We start from the raw sequence: 15,397 nt of genomic DNA, 5'->3' as shown, positions 1-15,397 counted from the left end.
CTGGCGAAATTCCGGGGTATATTGATTACGGGATGTCTTCTTCACAGATTTTGCTTGCGTCATGGTTCACCTTGTTAACGATTTTACTCGCTTAACAGCGTGTCCACTATTCGTGGGTAGGATCAACTAAAATGGTGGCATTAGCCAGGGACAGTTCATCGGGCTACTATCTGCCGACTTTAACGCATGTACATCAGGGCTTATATCCTTTATCCAGTTACGTTTCTTTGTACTTTGATTTGCCGCCTGGCAGCAAACTGGATCCTCAACTGAAGGAGTGGCTTGCGTTCACTCTCTCGCCGGCGGGGCAAGCGGTGATTGGTGCACAAACCCACAGTGCCGAAGGTTATATCCCGCTCGAAGAAAAGATGCTTGAAACCCAAAAACAGCGTTTAGCGCTGTTATGAAATTCATTTTGACTGGGTAAGATCCATTCCCGTGGCTGAAAGATTTGGGGTAAAGCGAAACTCAGAGCGTGAGAAGTTGGTTAAGCAGAGCGCGGCTTTCGTAGAGGGTTTCAATCCGACGGTCGATCTCATCCAGTTGTTCCCGCACTCGAATTTTTAGGGTTTCGCAGGGGGCTGTTTTTGAACCTACGCAATTCAACAAACCGCGAACCGCGGGCAGGGTAAAACCGGCCTGGTTTAGCGTAAGTATGCGTTTCACCACCGCCACATCTTCCCGCGTGAAGCAACGATAACCCGCTTCCGTTCGCGTTGGGTGAAGCAACCCGGCGCTTTCATAGTAGCGGAGCATTCGAATGCTCACGCCGGTAAGCGCTGCCAGTTTACCAATTTGCATGTCGCCCCCTTGACTCTGACACTACTGTCAGAGTGTAAGATTCGATGCTTCAGAATAAAAGGAGCAACGGCATGTTAAAATTAATCATGTGTGTAAAAAGGCGCCCCGATTTAACACGGGAAGAGTTTGATGATCACTGGCGGAATCACCATGCGCCATTAGTGATCAAATTTTCTGCAATGCTTGGTATCCGCAGGTATATCCAGACGGTTCCTTTTGCGAATGAGGCGGCGCAACATGCGCTTCAGCGCACAAGGAATGCCGCCCCTGTCGATTTCGATGGTTGCGCCGAATTATGGTGGGACGATCTGGCATCGCATCTCGCTGCGCGAAAAACAGAAGAAGGTTTAAATGCGCTTCAGCAACTTATTGAAGATGAACGAAAATTCGTAGATTTGGCACATTCGCAACTTTGGTATGGTGAAGAGCGGCATATTATTGATGAGCAATAAGCACCATCTCGTTTTTGTCCATTCAGCGCGCTGCCGCCGCTACACCAGTCGGTGCGCAGCCGCTATCTCACCGATATGCGCGTGAAAATCGGTATGACCGGCAGCGACACTGCCGCATTGGGCGCCGCCGCGCTGCCGATTTTTGATGAGTTTAATCCGCAGTATCAGGTGCTGATGAAGTAGTGGGCGCCGTTACGCTACAGGCACCGGTTTATATTGCTCCCGGCGCCGCATCCAATCTTCCCCCTGTTTCTGTGCCGCGAGCATGATGTCCGTTTCGCTGGCCTTGGTGATAAGGCCGTGGCGTACCAGAATGTCGCCTTGAACCATGACCGTATCGACATTCTCCCCCTTGGCGGAAAACACCAGATTCCACAGCAGGTTGGTCTCTTCCTGCTCGTTCCAGAAGACCGGCTGAAGATTCGGCTTGAAGAAATTCACCAGAATCATGTCGGCGCTTTTGCCGGTTTCGATTGAGCCAATCTCGTTTTCCATATTCAGCGATTTCGCGCCGTTGATGGTGGCCATGCGCAGCATTTGCTTCGCTCCCATAATAGAAGCGTCGCGCTGCGTCGCCTTTTGTATCAGAGAGGCGAATTTCATCTCCTGGAACAGATCCATACTGTTGTTGTCGATAACGCCATCCGAGCCGATCGAGACGTTCACCCCTTCGCGCAGCATCAGCGGAATGCGCGCTACGCCACAACCCAGCTTAGCCGCCGAAATCGCGCAGTGGGCCAGGTTGGTGCCGGTGGCGGCCATCTTCTTGATGTCGTCGTCGTTCACCCACACACAGTGGGCCAGCAGCGTCTTTTCACCCAGAATGCCCCGCTGTTCCAGCATGTCGATGGTCGATTTACCGAAGGTGCGGATGATCGACTGCTCCTCTTCCTCCTGCTCGCAACCGTGCGTATGAATACCGACGCCGAACTCTTTCTGGGCCAGGATCGCGGCTTTGTACATGTCTTCGCTGCAGTAATACAGGTTTTCCAACCCCATCCATACCCGGATCCGGCCGTTCTGGCTCATGTGGTGCGTGTTGATCAGTTTCTCGTTCGCTTTGGTGCTCTCGAAGAAATCGTACGGCTGAACGTCCGCCGCATAGGGGGCCAAATGCACTCGCAGCCCCAGTTCCCCTGCGGCCTCAGCGCTGCGGTGCATAAAGCGGTACATATCCAGAATGGTGGTGGTGCCGTTCTTCAGGCATTCCAGATAGGTGAGCCTGGCGGCGTGGTAGGCGTCTTCCTCGTTACAGGCCCGGTGTTCCAGATCGTAAATCGGCAACCAGTCGACCAGCCGTAAGTCCTCCGCCACGCCGCGCATCAGGCTCGAGTGGTTATGCGAGTCGATCAGGCCCGGCAGCAGCGCCATTTGTCCCCGGCCGTCGATGATCTCGTCGGCATCGCTGGGGAGCGGAATAGCCTCCTTGCTGCCAACGGCGGCGATGAGGCCGTTTTGAACGATCACCGTCCCGTTCCGGATGACCGTGTCCCGGCTATCGACCGTAAAAATGACAACGTTGGTAATTACAGTGGTTTTCATCGGTAGAGATCCTGTCTGGTTATTGTGCTTTCCGGCTAACGTGTGCAGGCTGCCAGTTCTTCATCGGGAAGTAATACAGCACCAGGGCTGCGACGATGCCGACAATCCAGGCCATATCCGCGCCATCCAGCATTTTCGCTATTGGGCCGACATAAAAAGTAGAATTGATAAACGGAATTTCAGCGACGATGGCGATCAGGAAGGCAAATATGGTGATTTTGTTATATTTCCCGTAGCGGCCATGAACATCGAAAATATCCTGAATGTGATAGTGGCCTTTACGCAGCACGAAAAAGTCCAGCAGGTTAATCGCCGTCCATGGGATCAGGAAATAACTCATGAAATAAATAAAGTTGATAAATAGCGTCATGAAATTGCTTTCGCCGCCCAACAGGCTCAGAACAATATTGATCACCAGAATGGCGCCTAAAATAATTGTTCTTACACGCGGCGTGACTTTCAGGCTGTTGAACGGTTGGATAGAGGTCACGACCGACATAAAAGCGCCGTAGAAATTAAACACATTGATGGCAAACAAACCATAGACAATCAGGATATACATAAGCCAACTGTAGCCGTGGAACATGTCGGCCATTTTTCCGCCGGCATTATCGGAGAAGCCAGGAATAACGGTGGCAAGCGCCGCGCCAATCGTCATCATCCAACTGCCGGAGATTGCCAGGCCGCTATAGGTAAACCAAAACACCTTCGGGGACGATACGTCCGAGGGGAGGTAACTGGAATAGTCGGCGACGTAGGGCGCCATGGCCAGCACGTAGGTGGCTATAATGCCAACGCCCGAAACGAACAGCGTGGGGTTGAACGCGCTGATATTCCAGGCTCCCGCCGGCAGCGGCTGATTGAAGGCCATGATCGTAGCGATGCCCAGCACCACGAACGCGCTGATCGACAGCCATTTCTGGGTGAAGTGAATCAACCGGTAGCCATAAATGGCGATAAAGATGGAAATAAAAGTAAAAAGAATGATGATCCAGGTGGAAGAGATCGGCAGGACATTATTTAACGTCTGGCTAATCAGCAACGTATTCGCCACGCCGAACCCCAGGTAGACGAACATGACGAAAAACATGGGAATGATTGCGCCAAGTACGCCAAACTGCGCGCGGCTCTGAATCATCTGCGGGATCCCCAGGCGTGGCCCCTGAACGGAGTGCGAAGCCACGAAAACAGTGCCGATTGCGTTGCCCAGCACAATCGCCGCGATGCTCCAGAAGAGGTTTAGCCCCATCATCACCAATACCGCGCCGGTAACGATGGTGGTCAAATTCAGGTTCGCGCCGAACCAGACGGCGAACAAATCCTTTGGTTTCCCATAGCGATCTGACTCGGGAATATAGTTAATGCTGTGTTGTTCGATAGCCATGTTCTTGACCTCCAGTGACCTTGTTATACCCTTCATACTTCAAGTTGCAGGTGTGTTGGCTTTCCTCGCTCACCCCAGTCACTTACTCCAGTAAGCTCCTGGGGATTCGCTGCGTTGCCGCGTGATTCGGCCATATGGCCTCACCCCTTCGGGGCCTGCGCTAGCGCTGTTCAAAAACGCTTTTGCGTTTTTGTCCTGCAACTCGAATTATTTTGGGTATATTTTTATTGATTTTTCAGACCTTTTTATTGGTTATCATTGGATAACCATAATCTGTTACAGACCACCCTGATGTTTTTTATCTTCCATGTAATAATGGGTTACTACCGCGATAGTAACTACGCGAAAAGCATTCCGCAAGAAACGGCGCTCTGGTATAATAATTTCATATGGTTCTTTGTTTAAGTGGGTGGCATCTTGCTAGAGAAATTTGGGTTTTCACAGTATGAGAGCCAGGTGTACGAAGCGATTCTTTCCGCAGAGTGCCCTGTTGAAGCATCGGCCGTCGCTAAATTATCCGGCGTCCCGAAAGCCAAAGTTTATGAAGTGATCTCCCGCTTACTGGACAAAGGCATTTTGCTGGATTCGGTAATTGAAAAGAAAAAGGTTTATAAAGCTATTTCCATTGAGCAGGTCATTAAAAAGTTGACCTTGAAATTTCAATCCGATATTGAACAGTTAAAAAACGTTAAAAAGAAAAAAATCAAACCGGACGATCGGGTTTGGAATCTCGCGACGGAAGAGTCTATTTATGCCTATAGCCTGGCGTTAATTGATGGTGCGCAAAAGACCATCAATATTTCCACGTGGAAAGAGATTTTTCTTGTTTATCAACCGCTGTTGGAAGAGAAAGAGCGGCAAGGCGTGCTGGTGGAAGCCCATGTGGTTGGTGAGCTGGAATCCAGTCTGCGCAATCTGAGCAACTTCGTGCCACATGAAAGCCAGACCGGGCTGAAAAAATTCCAGAATATCGTCGTCGATGGCGCTGAAGTGGTGTTCGCCATTACCGAAGGGGCGGATTGGCACTCCATTGCCACCCAGTCCGAGCAGTTGGTCGATGTGTTCCGGGACTTCTTCTACCGGGACATTATCCTGACATTCCTGGAGGAAAAGTACCGTCATATCCTGCACAACGATGACGAGTACGTGGGGCTAATCAACAAGCTGAGGTATTGATCGCTGCGCCAGTACATATAAATTAGTTATGGTCAGTATTCTGCGGTAAAACGCGCGATCTCATCCGGCAGTTGGTACATTGAACTGATCACCACATTCGCCCCCGCAGCCTCGAGCTTCTCTTTATGGCCTGTATAGGTGTGGGCACCGCCGGTAAAACCGATGACATACATGCCGGCCCGGTGCGCGGCCATTACGCCATGCACGGAGTCTTCGATGACCACGGTTTGTTCTGGTTTGGCTGCCATCTTCTGCGCGGCATACAGGAAGATATCCGGCTGGGGCTTTGCGCGCCCAGGCCCGAGATCGACCGCCGAAAATATATTGGGCGCAAACAAAGGCGTTAAGCCCACTAGCGACAAGACAAAATCGACGTGTTCTTTACTTGAGTTTGAGCAGATGCATTTTGGTGTGGTTATTTTGCTGATGACTTCATCGGTGCCCGCGATTCTGGTCAGCTGTGCCTGGAGTTGTTTTATCAGGTTGCTGGAGAACTCCAGGTGAATGCTGCTGGGGATCGTAACGTGTTCTTTGGCCTTGACCTTATTGATGAGATCACCCCAGGCAAGCCCGCTGTACTCCGTAGTGAACGTTTCAAAACTAATATCCACGCCGTATTTTTGTAACAGGGATATTGCCAGTTTTATACCTACATATTCTGAATCAACAAGTACGCCATCGCAGTCGAAAATCACCAAATCCGGTTCATTAGCCATTTGCATTACCTAAAAGCGAGACTGGCCGTAGATTATATAATCTGGCGGCCAGTTAATCAAAATATATACCCGCTATACATCCAGCCGCAGACGCGTTGTTAACGGTAACAACGTATTATCCTGCAACTCGAATTATTTTGGGTATATAATATTATTTTAATCGATCATTTATTTCTGTATTTCGCCAATAGTTGTTGGATATCCCGTAAACGCGATACGGCAATAGATGATAATTTTTCTTTGGAAATATTTCTGTCAAGAGAAATACAATCTTTCCACAGCGAGCGCCCGGCGATAACGCCGGATGCGCCGTTTCTCAGGGAAATATCCACCTGCTTGAGGAAGGTGCTGTGATCCACGCCCGCAGACAGCACCGCCCAAGGAATATCACCACAGATTTCGGTGACTTTCGCACAGGCTTCCTCGGTGCCTGGATAGGGGATTTTCAGCACCTTAGAACCGCATTCGATACAGGCTTTGCAACCTTCCTGAATCAGCTGCGGAATTTTACGCTCGAACTCTTCCTTACTTTCGTTTTCCAGTTTATAGGTGAGAAACTCAACCACCAGAAACAGATCTTCACGGGCGAAATCTTCGATAACTTCACGCAAGGTCGCCAGATTAGCGGTGTTTGCCGCTGGTGTATCCATGCGTAAATAGATCATGATTTTGCCGCCGGTGGCGCCCAGTTCACGCACTTTGCGTGCATTCACGCCTTCCACCATGGTTGATATGCGGTAGCCTTCAGGTGACGTTTCCCAGCCAGAGGCATCCAGGCCGACGAGCAGCCCGGTATTGCGTGGCAAAATGCCTTCATCAATAATGCCGGGCACTGCACAAAGCGGATCAAGCAGCACACATCCTGCTTCAGCAGCCAGATAACGGGTGATGTCGTATTTGGTTTTTCCCAGCGTATCGTTGCTGATTTGCGCCTGTTCTTCCGGTGTGCTTGCCAGCAGTGTTCTCATACCGCCGCGCTGATCGCAGGCAACAACCATCATTGATCCGGCAGCATCACAAATCATTTGGTAACCACGGCGTTCTGCAGTTGTCATCGTGTTCATTCGTAACTCCTCATGCAATAGAGATATCCTGCATATTTCAAGCTGCCTATGCGCAGGGGTTCCCCCCAGGTTCTTAATTAAATAAGTTCCTGTAAGTTTGTTCCGCCGCCCTGCGTGCCACTTGAAATCTATTGGATATGTTTTTTAAGCGAAATTTAAACTACGTGATTGCTGACCCATGAAATAAGGCCTTCATTATCAATTTCCGCATCCTGATCAACGGTATATATATCGCCGATCCCCATAGGTTGCGCTTTATGGGCTAAACGCATCAATTCAGGAATATATTCTTCACCCGGGTGCCCTTTAACACGGCGGGTACAGCGCGATTTGTAGCGATCCGCCACCCGTTCCGGTGATATTTTATTCCAGATCTCAATGGTTTTTTTTGCCCCGCACAGTTCCAGATAGTCTGCCAAAACAGATTTTTCACGGAAGCCGAACCAGGCATCCAGTATAAATACACTGTCTGGTGGGGCGATTTTCACAATATTGAACATGGATTCATAAGCAGCATATCCGAGCTTCCTGTTCAACGGCCTATCAATAATTTCAGAGAATTGAACCATAAAAGGCTCTTTGATCTCATCAATGCTTAATACAGGAATATTAAAACGTTCAGCAATGATCCGTGAGACTGAACTTTTTCCTGATGCCGGTATGCCATTAACTAAAATCAGTTTTTTCATAATAACCCAAGAATTTCATCAATTGTTGTGGCTCGTCTGATTTGAGATAGCGTATCTTCTTTTTCCAGTAGGCCTACGATTGATGCAATGCCATCAGTGATATGTGCGTCACCGTCAACACCACCAAACATAATGACAATATCCACGGGTTCGCTGTCATTAATGGACACGGGTTCGCTGAGCGTCATCATACTAAAGCAATTTTTCAGCACGCCACATTCCGGCCTGGCATGAGGGATTGCTATACCTTCATCAAATACATAATATGCCCCATATTCCAGCGTGTTTTTAATGACTGCTTTCGGATACTCCGGTGTAATAAATCCCCCTTCGATTAATGGCTTTGCGGCCTTGTTAATAATGTCTTCCCATGAGCAACTGTTTATTCTTACCTGAATATACGGATTCTCTGATAGAAACGCTCTGATGCTCATAAGCCCTCATATATTTTTGCGAATGGTATTTCGTAATTCATCGATTTTCACGAAAATATCATCAATTTTATCCCGATGACGCGTGCTGCCTGAGAATATATTGATGGCCTGGTTATATTTAACCATCAGCTGTTTCTGGGTCGTATTATCAGCAGGGTTCTGCGATAAGCGCTGCTCCAGATCTGATAATTCCTTTTCGATGACTGCTGCAGACTCATCGTTTGCATTTTCTGCCTTCGGCTCCGCGGAGCTGAAGAGATTTTTCAACTTTGAGAACATAACGCCTCCGCACATCTTTTCTGACGTGGTGCAGTGCCTATCACGTTAATTAGCCCGTTTATTTCGTCAGTTTTCGGTTTGCCAAATAGGCAACGATAGCGACAAAGGCGATGAAGCCCACTACGAACGGCCAGTCATTCTGGAAAGCATGGCCGAGCACCAGACCGGTACTGATGACATCGGAATCACTGAAGGTCACGCCGACAAAGCCGAAGGTTTCGAGCAGCGGCACCAGGATTGCCGGTAAGAACGTGATAAATAACCCGTGGACCACCCCACCGATAATCGCGCCTTTTCTGCCGCCCAACGCGTTGCCGAATACCCCGGCAGCGCCGCCGGCAAAGAAGTTGGTCAACAGGCCGGGCAGGATCATGGCGAGACCGAACATCGGGAAAATGATCATCCCCAGAATCGAACCGACGGTGGTGGCCAGGAACCCGACGATGACCGCATTCGGCGCATAGGGGAACAACACGGGGCAATCAAGCGCGGGTTTGGCATTGGGCACCAGGCGCATGGCGATACCGCGGAAAGCCGGTACCAATTCATTCAGCAGTAGGCGCACGCCGCTATATAGCACAAAGACGCCGGCGACAAATTGCATGGATTGCATGAATGAATACATCAGGTAATTGGTGCCATTGGCATACTGGGCAATGTATTCCGGGCCGGCGAAAACGGCGGGAATAAGGTACATCGGCACCATAATGACCGCCATCGACAGATAGGTGTCCTGGAGAAACTTGAAGTTATCAGGCAGCTCCAGATCTTCCGTCGATTTTGAGTTTTTACCCACGGCACGTGCCACCGCCGCCTGCACCAGGTAACCGATGGTACAGAAATGGCCCAGCGCAACATCATCTGAATCGGTGATTTTGCGGACAATCGGCTGAGCCAATGCCGGCATCAGCACGGCCATAATGCCGCCGAATATCCCCCCGGTCAGAATCAGCGTTGCGCCGGTCAGCCCGGCCTTATAGCCAATGACCGTGCCGATGGTCGCCATCCAGAGCAGCGCCTGGCCCGTCAGAAAGATGTATTTGAAGGGCGTAATGCGCGCAATGATAATGTTAACGACGAAGATAACCAGCAGCGTCAGCGCCACCTGTGAGCCCAGCTCGCGGTTCGCCAGGCCAGCGATGGCCGCAACATCCGTGATGTAACCCTTCATGCCAAAACCACTGGTGAAGATGTTGTTGAGGAATGTCAGCGTCTCCACAATGATGTTGATGCCGGCCATCATGATCAAAAAGCCGAGCAGGGTTTTAAACGTACCTTCTAACGTTTTACCGACAGATTTTTTTTGCAGGATTAGGCCGATCATTGCGATTAACGCAATTAATATTGAGGCTTGGCCTAATAAATCCTTTACCAGGAAGTTAATTATAGTATCCACTTTATCACCTCATCTTTCAGATTGAGTTAATATAAGCCAGAATTTTTTCTTCTATTTCTCGCTTGTCTGTCAGCTTATTTAACACGATGACCTTTTTCATCTGTTCTTCGCTAGCATCCGAGTTTAAAATATCAGCAAACATCTTCTGTGTTAGAATGATGTCGTATTTAAAGGATGAGGCCTCGGATACCGTTGTATGGTTTATCTCGGCATCGATACCTAGTTTTTGTAATACGGACTTTGCGCTCATCTCAATAGCAAAGCTTGAGCCGAGGCCGCAGCCACATACGCAGAGTACTTTGAGCATGTTATTACCTCATATAAGGTTGTTTATTTTTGCGAGTTTGTAGATATTGCTATCTTTATTAACTAACCGTTTATTAGAGCTTTCAAGGTCTATCGGTATAGCCTTATTATTATTGTTTATTACAATGATTTTATTGGTCAGGCCGGTGTTTATGCACCGAACCACTTCTTCAGCCAGAATGGCGCCTTGTATGATCTCCTCGCCGGTTGGCACGCCGCTTCGCAATCCAAAACCCAGGATGGTTTTTCTGATCCTGATACCAATCTTATGTTCGATTTTGCCAATCATGGTATCGATGGCACCCTGAAAACCTGGGGTATATTCTCTGGTATAGCCCTCCGAACATAAAATAATGACGCTATTCTGTAGCTTGATCTTGCTTTTGATCTTCTCTGCAAGAATATCAATATCCCACGGCGATTCAGGAATCAGCGCGATGTCCGCATTGCTTTTTAACGCCGCCTGCAGGGTAAGTTCACCGCAGTAACCGCCCAGCAGCTCTATCATGAACACTCGGCCCGGCAACCCGCGCCCGGTGTTTCTTAACTTGCCCACCTCACTGATAACCTGCTCGCACGCGGTGGAAAAACCAATGGTGTAGCTATTGCCGGTAATATCGTTATCAATGGTCATCCCAATGCCGTAACAGCTAATGCCATATCCACTCAGCGTTTTTAAAAACTGGAAAGATCCATCGCCACCGGCCATGATCAAAGCATCAATCTTTCTGTGACGTATATTTTTGGCAATCTTTTCATAGTCAGCTTTTTTGCATTTGTCTTCTTTCCTGCCGGACGAAATCAACGGCATTGGCGAAATTGAAAAATCAACCAGATCGCGCCATGAGATTTCTTTGAACCTATTCTCTATCAGGCCATTAATACCGCCATCGAAAATCACTATTTCAGATTCGGTCATACGGCTAACCTGAAACAGGAAATTATTTATGCCGCTGACATCACCACCGCTAATGACCAAACCTATTTTCATGGGATGACCTCAGTTCCAATCCTTTGCCTTTAATGTGAATTGATTGTTGATAATCGATGGGATCGTTTTTTTGACAGATGTCACATTTATTCAACGTGAGACACCAGTGTCACCCCTTGACAGCGGTTTTATGAGATGAAATATGTGATGAATATCACTTTATTTTTTGACGTATTTTTGAAATTAAATCTGTAATTATTTGTTTTTTATTACCTTGTTTATTTTTTCTCGAAAAAGGGCGGCGTGGCGGTTTTTCCCTGTATTTCTGTTTTTACTTTTGTGAGTTATTTCACATTTACTTTTCACTTTCAGCGATCTGATTTCTAACCAGAGAATACACCTATTAATAATGCGTATTTCCCCGCGTGTGAAAAACGTGGTTGCAGCTGGAGGTTAATGGTTATGCGTTTTTATTAATATTCTCGGCGCCAACCTGGAATTTTTCAGTAGGAACCGTAGGTTCATGATGATCGCGCGCGTTATCCCATCAGGTAAATTTATGTGATGGCCCCGTTTTATCGCCTGTTGCCCGGCCGTGATGTAGGGCAGTGTGCTGCCGGGCTGAGAACCGGAAAAGATGAGGGCAATACGGCGATTTTTTGCGCCGCGTACTTTTCATGCCGTTATTCGATACCTGGTTCAAAACGTTTTTGCTTGAGGGGCGGGCGCCGCGTGCGGGTGAAGTTTTCCGTAACCCGGATCTCGCCAAAACGTTACGTGAGCTGGCGGCCCGTGAGGTGGAAAGTTTTTATCGCGGTGAATTGGCCCAGCGGCTGGTCGCCTTTTCGCGCGTGGCGGGGGGCTATTTGTGCTCTGACGATCTGCAGGCCTATCAGCCCCGTAGGGTTACGCCTTTGCGGCTGAACTATCGCGGTTACGATATTTGAGAAATACCGCCCAGCGGCACGGTTTATCTGGCCTGCGCGGATGGTGAGGGCTGCATGGTGTCGTTTATTCAGAGGGCTTACCACGGTTTTGGCTCGGGCATTGTGCTCCCTGGCAGTGGCTGGGGAATATGCAGGTAGGCATTGAGCAACATACGCCGCAAGATCTGGCATTAGCGCTGGCGCAGCGCGGCCATCAGGTCCGCGTAGACTGCGACTCGCTGGACTATGGGCGGGGGCAAATTATTCTGCGCGATCCCGGCAGCGGTATCCTGTGTGGCGGCTGTGAGCCACGGGCTGATTCCTGTATCGCCGTGTGCTGAAAATAATGCGTGGTGCGGGGCTGGCAGTTGCTGTTTCGCCCCGCGCCGTTATGCTGTGATTACTGATTGCATCCCCTTATCTGGGGCTAAATCCGAAGTATGATAAAAAAATAGTATAAAAAACTGATTTATTTGCTGGCAGAATTTTGGGTGTAAAGCCATTTCTGAAAAGTATGTTTATATTAGCGCCAGGCGAATGAATTAGAGACGAAAATCCACGATACGCAGAACCAATATATGGTGCACGCCCGCGAGGAATTGGCGAAAGCGAACGCGGAAGTGGCGGCCCAGCGTTCAATTATCTTCGGCCGCGCCGATTCCCCCGGCGCCGAGATGTTAGCTTCACTCTCTGGGCTGTGTGGCGCCGTTGGATCATCGGGGCACATGATATTGCCCCTGATGAATCAGGCGAGTGGTCGGTAGATCACCGTCTTGCAGGCTTGGCCTTCCGGGCAGCCCCGGCAACTGCCAGCCAGGCAGCTATCGGGGGATTGCGTAATGCGCTCTGCTTTGCCCAGCAAGGTGAGTTGATCCAGCATTGCTTGCACCAGCGGCAACGGCGCCGCCAGCTTTTCACTCAACTGGCGGGCTTCAACGCTGCCATACAGCGCCAGCGCATCGCGCACTTGCAGCAACCCTGCCATCAGTGGCATGCCCGCTGGCGGTTATCGCAACAGCTGGCAGCCACCGCCGGTGCCGCCAGGTGCACCGTTACCCGGTTACGCGCCCGGCGCAGGCCGAACCATACCAGCAGGTTCACGATAACCACCGCGGCGATGGCCGTCAGGCTGTAGGTGGGGTGCTGGTGGAAGGTCGCCGTCTGGTAGAACAGGGTCGCCAACGAATAGGCGATGTTCAGCCCCCACAAAATAGAGAACGTCATCCAGCCGCGGTTTGCCTCACGGGCGATCGCCCCCATTACCGACACGCAGGGAACGTACAGCAGCACAAAAATCAGGTAGCTGTAGGCGGCTATCGGGCTGCCGAATTTGCTGCTCATGGTGCCCATCGAGCTGGCTTCCATCTCACCGTCACCTTTGCTGGCTTCTATCGGGTTGGCCAGCACGCTCAGGCTAAAGGTGTTTTTCAGGCCCTGCCAGGTTTCATCCACCGCGCCGCCCAAGGCCTCCAGCAGGTTAAAGCTGGCGGGATCGAAGGGCGCATTCGTCAGATGTTCGGCGGTGTACAGGGTATTCAGCGTCCCGACTACCACCTCTTTTGCCATCGCGCCGGTAACCAGACCAACGGTCGCCTGCCAGTTGTCGGGCTGCACGCCCATCGGTTGCAGCAGCGGGGTCAACACCCGCGAGACGGAGGCCAGTGCTGAATCATTAATGTTATCCGCCGGTTTGCCACTAAAGGTGAAGCTGTTCAGCCCGCCGATAAATATGCAGGCAATAACGATCACCTTGCCCGCGCGCAGCACGAAGCCTTTCAGGCGTTGCCAGGTTTGCAACAGCAGGCTTTTCATCAACGGCACGTGATACACCGGCAATTCCATCACGAACGGAGTCGCTTCACCGCGCATAACGGTATGTTTCAGCACCAGCCCGGTGAGAATGGCGGCCATAATCCCGAGCAGGTAAAGCGAGAACACCACGCCGGCGCCGTGCTGGCCGAAAAAGGCGGCGGCGAATACGGCGAAAATAGCCAACCTGGCGCCGCAGGACATAAACGGCGCCATCATGATAGTGAGCAGGCGTTCACGCGGCGCATCCAGGGTACGGGTGCCCATGATCGCCGGCACGTTGCAGCCGAAGCCGACGATCAATGGCACAAAGGATTTGCCGGGCAGGCCGAGCGCCTGCATCAGCCGGTCCATAACGAACGCGGCGCGCGCCATGTAGCCGGAATCCTCCAGAAACGACAGAAACAGATACATCATGCCAATCTGCGGCACCAGGGGCAGAACGGTATTGATACCGCCGCCGATGCCCTGGGCCAGGAACAAGGTCAGCCAATCGGGGAAATGCAGGGTGAAACCCAGCCACTGGGTACCCTGGATAAACAGGGCGGCTGAACCGGTATCAAATATCGGTTGTAGCGCGCCGCCGATGTTAATGGCCAACAAGAACATCAGATACATCACCAGCAGGAAGATGGGGATCCCCAGCCAACGGTTGAGGATCACCTTATCCAGGGCTTCGGTCAGGCGATTGGGCGTTGCGTCACGCGGGTTGCTGACCACTTCGCAGATGGCGGCAATCGAGCGATAGCGGGCATCGGCGATCATTAAACCCGGGTCTTCATGCTGTTGCAGCCCCTTGCGGATGGCGGGCAACAGCTCCGTGGCCTGGCCGGCCAGCGCGTGGCTGTAGATATCGCCTTCCAGCATTTGCAGCGCCAACCAACGGCGGCGGCCGGAAGACAGCGCCGGCGGCATGGCCTGGCTCAATTCGTCGATGGCGTTCAGCAGCGGCGCCGGGTAGCTGACCAACGCTTTAAGTTGGTTGATGCGGTGGGTGTCAATCATCTGTTTGAGCACCCCGATACCGTCGGCGCGGGTAGAAACCATGGGCACGACCGGGCAGCCCAGGCGTTCAGACAGCGCCGCAACGTCAATTTCAATGTGCTGGCTGTGGGCGATATCCAGCATATTGAGAGCGATAATGCAGGGGATGCCTAGCTCCAGTAACTGCAGCGTCAGGTAGAGGTTGCGCTCCAGGTTAGCGGCGTCAACCACGTTAATCAGCAGATCGGCATTGCCGCTAAGGATGTAGTGGCAGGCGATCTGCTCATCAAGCGAGGTTTGTTCGGAAATGGTGGTCAGGGAATAGGTGCCAGGGAGATCGACAAGCGTCACGTCGGCCATTGGGGTGGTGAAATGGCCTTCTTTGCGTTCTACCGTGACGCCAGCCCAGTTGCCGACGCGTTGGCGCGCACCGGTAAGCTGATTAAACAGGGTGGTTTTGCCTGAGTTGGGGTTACCGATAAGGCCGATTGTCAGTGCTTTCATCAGA

General features: G+C 50.9%; 19 protein-coding genes and 2 pseudogenes. 8 read left to right on the top strand and 13 right to left on the bottom strand.

Annotated features, from left to right (window positions below):
- The first annotated feature begins 131 nt into the window (after positions 1–131).
- Complete coding sequence (locus tag ABFX35_RS22235) at positions 132–407, top strand: type 2 periplasmic-binding domain-containing protein (protein WP_279026007.1); 276 nt, start codon at positions 132–134, stop codon at positions 405–407.
- 61 nt (positions 408–468) lie between these two features.
- On the opposite strand, the gene ABFX35_RS22230 is transcribed toward ABFX35_RS22235, so the two are convergent.
- On the bottom strand, positions 469–801 hold the full coding sequence (locus ABFX35_RS22230) for a MerR family transcriptional regulator (RefSeq protein ID WP_346082921.1): 333 nt from the start codon (positions 799–801) through the stop codon (positions 469–471).
- A gap of 71 nt (positions 802–872) precedes the next feature.
- On the opposite strand from ABFX35_RS22230, the gene ABFX35_RS22225 reads away from it, so the two are divergent.
- Both ABFX35_RS22225 and ABFX35_RS22220 read left to right on the top strand, forming a co-directional pair.
- Entirely contained in the window at positions 873–1,253 is a 381-nt protein-coding gene (locus tag ABFX35_RS22225; RefSeq protein WP_346082920.1) for an EthD domain-containing protein, read from the top strand.
- 30 nt (positions 1,254–1,283) lie between these two features.
- Positions 1,284–1,436 (top strand): annotated as a pseudogene (locus ABFX35_RS22220) (sugar kinase); the annotation flags it as partial.
- A gap of 9 nt (positions 1,437–1,445) precedes the next feature.
- Here the strand turns inward: ABFX35_RS22220 and ABFX35_RS22215 are convergent.
- Together ABFX35_RS22215 and ABFX35_RS22210 are read right to left on the bottom strand one after the other, a co-directional pair.
- A complete protein-coding gene (locus ABFX35_RS22215) occupies positions 1,446–2,795 on the bottom strand; it encodes an amidohydrolase family protein (RefSeq protein ID WP_346082919.1) in 1,350 nt (449 codons plus the stop codon).
- Positions 2,796–2,814: 19 nt separating this feature from the next.
- Positions 2,815–4,179: a purine-cytosine permease family protein gene (locus tag ABFX35_RS22210; protein WP_346082918.1), complete on the bottom strand. Its 1,365-nt coding sequence runs from the start codon at positions 4,177–4,179 to the stop codon at positions 2,815–2,817.
- A 417-nt stretch (positions 4,180–4,596) separates the two neighbouring features.
- Between ABFX35_RS22210 and ABFX35_RS22205 the strand changes: the two genes are divergently transcribed.
- Positions 4,597–5,355 carry a TrmB family transcriptional regulator gene (locus tag ABFX35_RS22205; protein WP_095848984.1) on the top strand — a complete coding sequence of 253 codons (759 nt, stop codon included), beginning with the start codon at positions 4,597–4,599 and terminating at the stop codon, positions 5,353–5,355.
- A 32-nt stretch (positions 5,356–5,387) separates the two neighbouring features.
- Here the strand turns inward: ABFX35_RS22205 and ABFX35_RS22200 are convergent, their stop codons facing one another.
- From ABFX35_RS22200 to ABFX35_RS22165, 8 genes are all read right to left on the bottom strand, one after another.
- Positions 5,388–6,071, bottom strand: a complete 684-nt coding sequence (locus ABFX35_RS22200) for an HAD family hydrolase (RefSeq protein ID WP_346082916.1) — start codon at positions 6,069–6,071, stop codon at positions 5,388–5,390.
- A 164-nt stretch (positions 6,072–6,235) separates the two neighbouring features.
- Positions 6,236–7,135: a tagatose-bisphosphate aldolase gene (locus ABFX35_RS22195; RefSeq protein WP_346082915.1), complete on the bottom strand. Its 900-nt coding sequence runs from the start codon at positions 7,133–7,135 to the stop codon at positions 6,236–6,238.
- Positions 7,136–7,290: 155 nt separating this feature from the next.
- On the bottom strand, positions 7,291–7,824 hold the full coding sequence (locus ABFX35_RS22190) for an AAA family ATPase (protein ID WP_279025992.1): 534 nt from the start codon (positions 7,822–7,824) through the stop codon (positions 7,291–7,293).
- On the bottom strand, positions 7,821–8,258 hold the full coding sequence (locus ABFX35_RS22185; RefSeq protein WP_095846170.1) for a PTS sugar transporter subunit IIA: 438 nt from the start codon (positions 8,256–8,258) through the stop codon (positions 7,821–7,823). Before ABFX35_RS22185 ends, ABFX35_RS22190 begins: the two co-directional genes overlap by 4 nt.
- A 6-nt stretch (positions 8,259–8,264) precedes the next feature.
- Positions 8,265–8,537, bottom strand: a complete 273-nt coding sequence (locus ABFX35_RS22180) for a hypothetical protein (RefSeq protein ID WP_095846169.1) — start codon at positions 8,535–8,537, stop codon at positions 8,265–8,267.
- Positions 8,538–8,595: 58 nt separating this feature from the next.
- The gene (locus tag ABFX35_RS22175; RefSeq protein ID WP_279025988.1) at positions 8,596–9,933 is read right to left on the bottom strand and encodes a PTS sugar transporter subunit IIC; all 1,338 of its coding nucleotides are present in this window, start codon (positions 9,931–9,933) and stop codon (positions 8,596–8,598) included.
- 16 nt (positions 9,934–9,949) lie between these two features.
- Positions 9,950–10,240 (bottom strand): PTS sugar transporter subunit IIB, encoded by a 291-nt coding sequence (locus ABFX35_RS22170; protein WP_279025986.1) that lies wholly within the window; start codon positions 10,238–10,240, stop codon positions 9,950–9,952.
- 9 nt (positions 10,241–10,249) lie between these two features.
- On the bottom strand, positions 10,250–11,230 hold the full coding sequence (locus ABFX35_RS22165) for a 6-phosphofructokinase (RefSeq protein ID WP_279025984.1): 981 nt from the start codon (positions 11,228–11,230) through the stop codon (positions 10,250–10,252).
- Between the two features lie 617 nt (positions 11,231–11,847).
- On the opposite strand from ABFX35_RS22165, the gene ABFX35_RS22160 reads away from it, so the two are divergent.
- From ABFX35_RS22160 to ABFX35_RS22145, 4 genes and pseudogenes are all read left to right on the top strand, one after another.
- Positions 11,848–12,117, top strand: coding sequence for a gamma-glutamyltransferase (locus tag ABFX35_RS22160; RefSeq protein ID WP_279025982.1), 270 nt, complete (start codon positions 11,848–11,850; stop codon positions 12,115–12,117).
- A 54-nt stretch (positions 12,118–12,171) separates the two neighbouring features.
- Complete coding sequence (locus ABFX35_RS22155; RefSeq protein ID WP_341464479.1) at positions 12,172–12,255, top strand: hypothetical protein; 84 nt, start codon at positions 12,172–12,174, stop codon at positions 12,253–12,255.
- Positions 12,246–12,437, top strand: coding sequence for a hypothetical protein (locus ABFX35_RS22150; protein WP_279025981.1), 192 nt, complete (start codon positions 12,246–12,248; stop codon positions 12,435–12,437). The genes ABFX35_RS22155 and ABFX35_RS22150 overlap by 10 nt, the downstream gene beginning before the upstream one ends.
- A 186-nt stretch (positions 12,438–12,623) precedes the next feature.
- Positions 12,624–12,758 (top strand): annotated as a pseudogene (locus ABFX35_RS22145) (secretion protein HlyD); the annotation flags it as partial.
- An 83-nt stretch (positions 12,759–12,841) separates the two neighbouring features.
- Here the strand turns inward: ABFX35_RS22145 and ABFX35_RS22140 are convergent.
- The gene (locus ABFX35_RS22140) at positions 12,842–13,081 is read right to left on the bottom strand and encodes a FeoC-like transcriptional regulator (RefSeq protein ID WP_279025979.1); all 240 of its coding nucleotides are present in this window, start codon (positions 13,079–13,081) and stop codon (positions 12,842–12,844) included.
- Positions 13,081–15,393 carry a Fe(2+) transporter permease subunit FeoB gene (gene feoB / locus ABFX35_RS22135; protein WP_279025977.1) on the bottom strand — a complete coding sequence of 771 codons (2,313 nt, stop codon included), beginning with the start codon at positions 15,391–15,393 and terminating at the stop codon, positions 13,081–13,083. Before feoB ends, ABFX35_RS22140 begins: the two co-directional genes overlap by 1 nt.
- Between the last annotated feature and the right edge of the window lie 4 nt (positions 15,394–15,397).

This window comes from Gibbsiella dentisursi, from assembly GCF_039539505.1.
Lineage (GTDB): Bacteria > Pseudomonadota > Gammaproteobacteria > Enterobacterales > Enterobacteriaceae > Gibbsiella > Gibbsiella quercinecans.
This window is presented reverse-complemented; position numbering and strand designations above follow the sequence as displayed.

Excerpts from the sequence above, each read along its gene's own strand:
- ABFX35_RS22235 (WP_279026007.1), top strand. The coding sequence starts at position 132 with ATGGTGGCATTAGCCAGGGACAGTTCATCGGGCTACTATCTGCCGACT.
- ABFX35_RS22230 (WP_346082921.1), bottom strand. The coding sequence starts at position 801 with ATGCAAATTGGTAAACTGGCAGCGCTTACCGGCGTGAGCATTCGAATG.
- ABFX35_RS22225 (WP_346082920.1), top strand. The coding sequence starts at position 873 with ATGTTAAAATTAATCATGTGTGTAAAAAGGCGCCCCGATTTAACACGG.
- ABFX35_RS22215 (WP_346082919.1), bottom strand. The coding sequence starts at position 2,795 with ATGAAAACCACTGTAATTACCAACGTTGTCATTTTTACGGTCGATAGC.
- ABFX35_RS22210 (WP_346082918.1), bottom strand. The coding sequence starts at position 4,179 with ATGGCTATCGAACAACACAGCATTAACTATATTCCCGAGTCAGATCGC.
- ABFX35_RS22200 (WP_346082916.1), bottom strand. The coding sequence starts at position 6,071 with ATGGCTAATGAACCGGATTTGGTGATTTTCGACTGCGATGGCGTACTT.
- ABFX35_RS22195 (WP_346082915.1), bottom strand. The coding sequence starts at position 7,135 with ATGAACACGATGACAACTGCAGAACGCCGTGGTTACCAAATGATTTGT.
- ABFX35_RS22190 (WP_279025992.1), bottom strand. The coding sequence starts at position 7,824 with ATGAAAAAACTGATTTTAGTTAATGGCATACCGGCATCAGGAAAAAGT.
- ABFX35_RS22185 (WP_095846170.1), bottom strand. The coding sequence starts at position 8,258 with ATGAGCATCAGAGCGTTTCTATCAGAGAATCCGTATATTCAGGTAAGA.
- ABFX35_RS22180 (WP_095846169.1), bottom strand. The coding sequence starts at position 8,537 with ATGTTCTCAAAGTTGAAAAATCTCTTCAGCTCCGCGGAGCCGAAGGCA.
- ABFX35_RS22170 (WP_279025986.1), bottom strand. The coding sequence starts at position 10,240 with ATGCTCAAAGTACTCTGCGTATGTGGCTGCGGCCTCGGCTCAAGCTTT.
- ABFX35_RS22165 (WP_279025984.1), bottom strand. The coding sequence starts at position 11,230 with ATGAAAATAGGTTTGGTCATTAGCGGTGGTGATGTCAGCGGCATAAAT.
- ABFX35_RS22160 (WP_279025982.1), top strand. The coding sequence starts at position 11,848 with ATGCCGTTATTCGATACCTGGTTCAAAACGTTTTTGCTTGAGGGGCGG.
- ABFX35_RS22155 (WP_341464479.1), top strand. The coding sequence starts at position 12,172 with ATGGTGTCGTTTATTCAGAGGGCTTACCACGGTTTTGGCTCGGGCATT.
- ABFX35_RS22150 (WP_279025981.1), top strand. The coding sequence starts at position 12,246 with ATGCAGGTAGGCATTGAGCAACATACGCCGCAAGATCTGGCATTAGCG.
- ABFX35_RS22140 (WP_279025979.1), bottom strand. The coding sequence starts at position 13,081 with ATGGCAGGGTTGCTGCAAGTGCGCGATGCGCTGGCGCTGTATGGCAGC.
- feoB (WP_279025977.1), bottom strand. The coding sequence starts at position 15,393 with ATGAAAGCACTGACAATCGGCCTTATCGGTAACCCCAACTCAGGCAAA.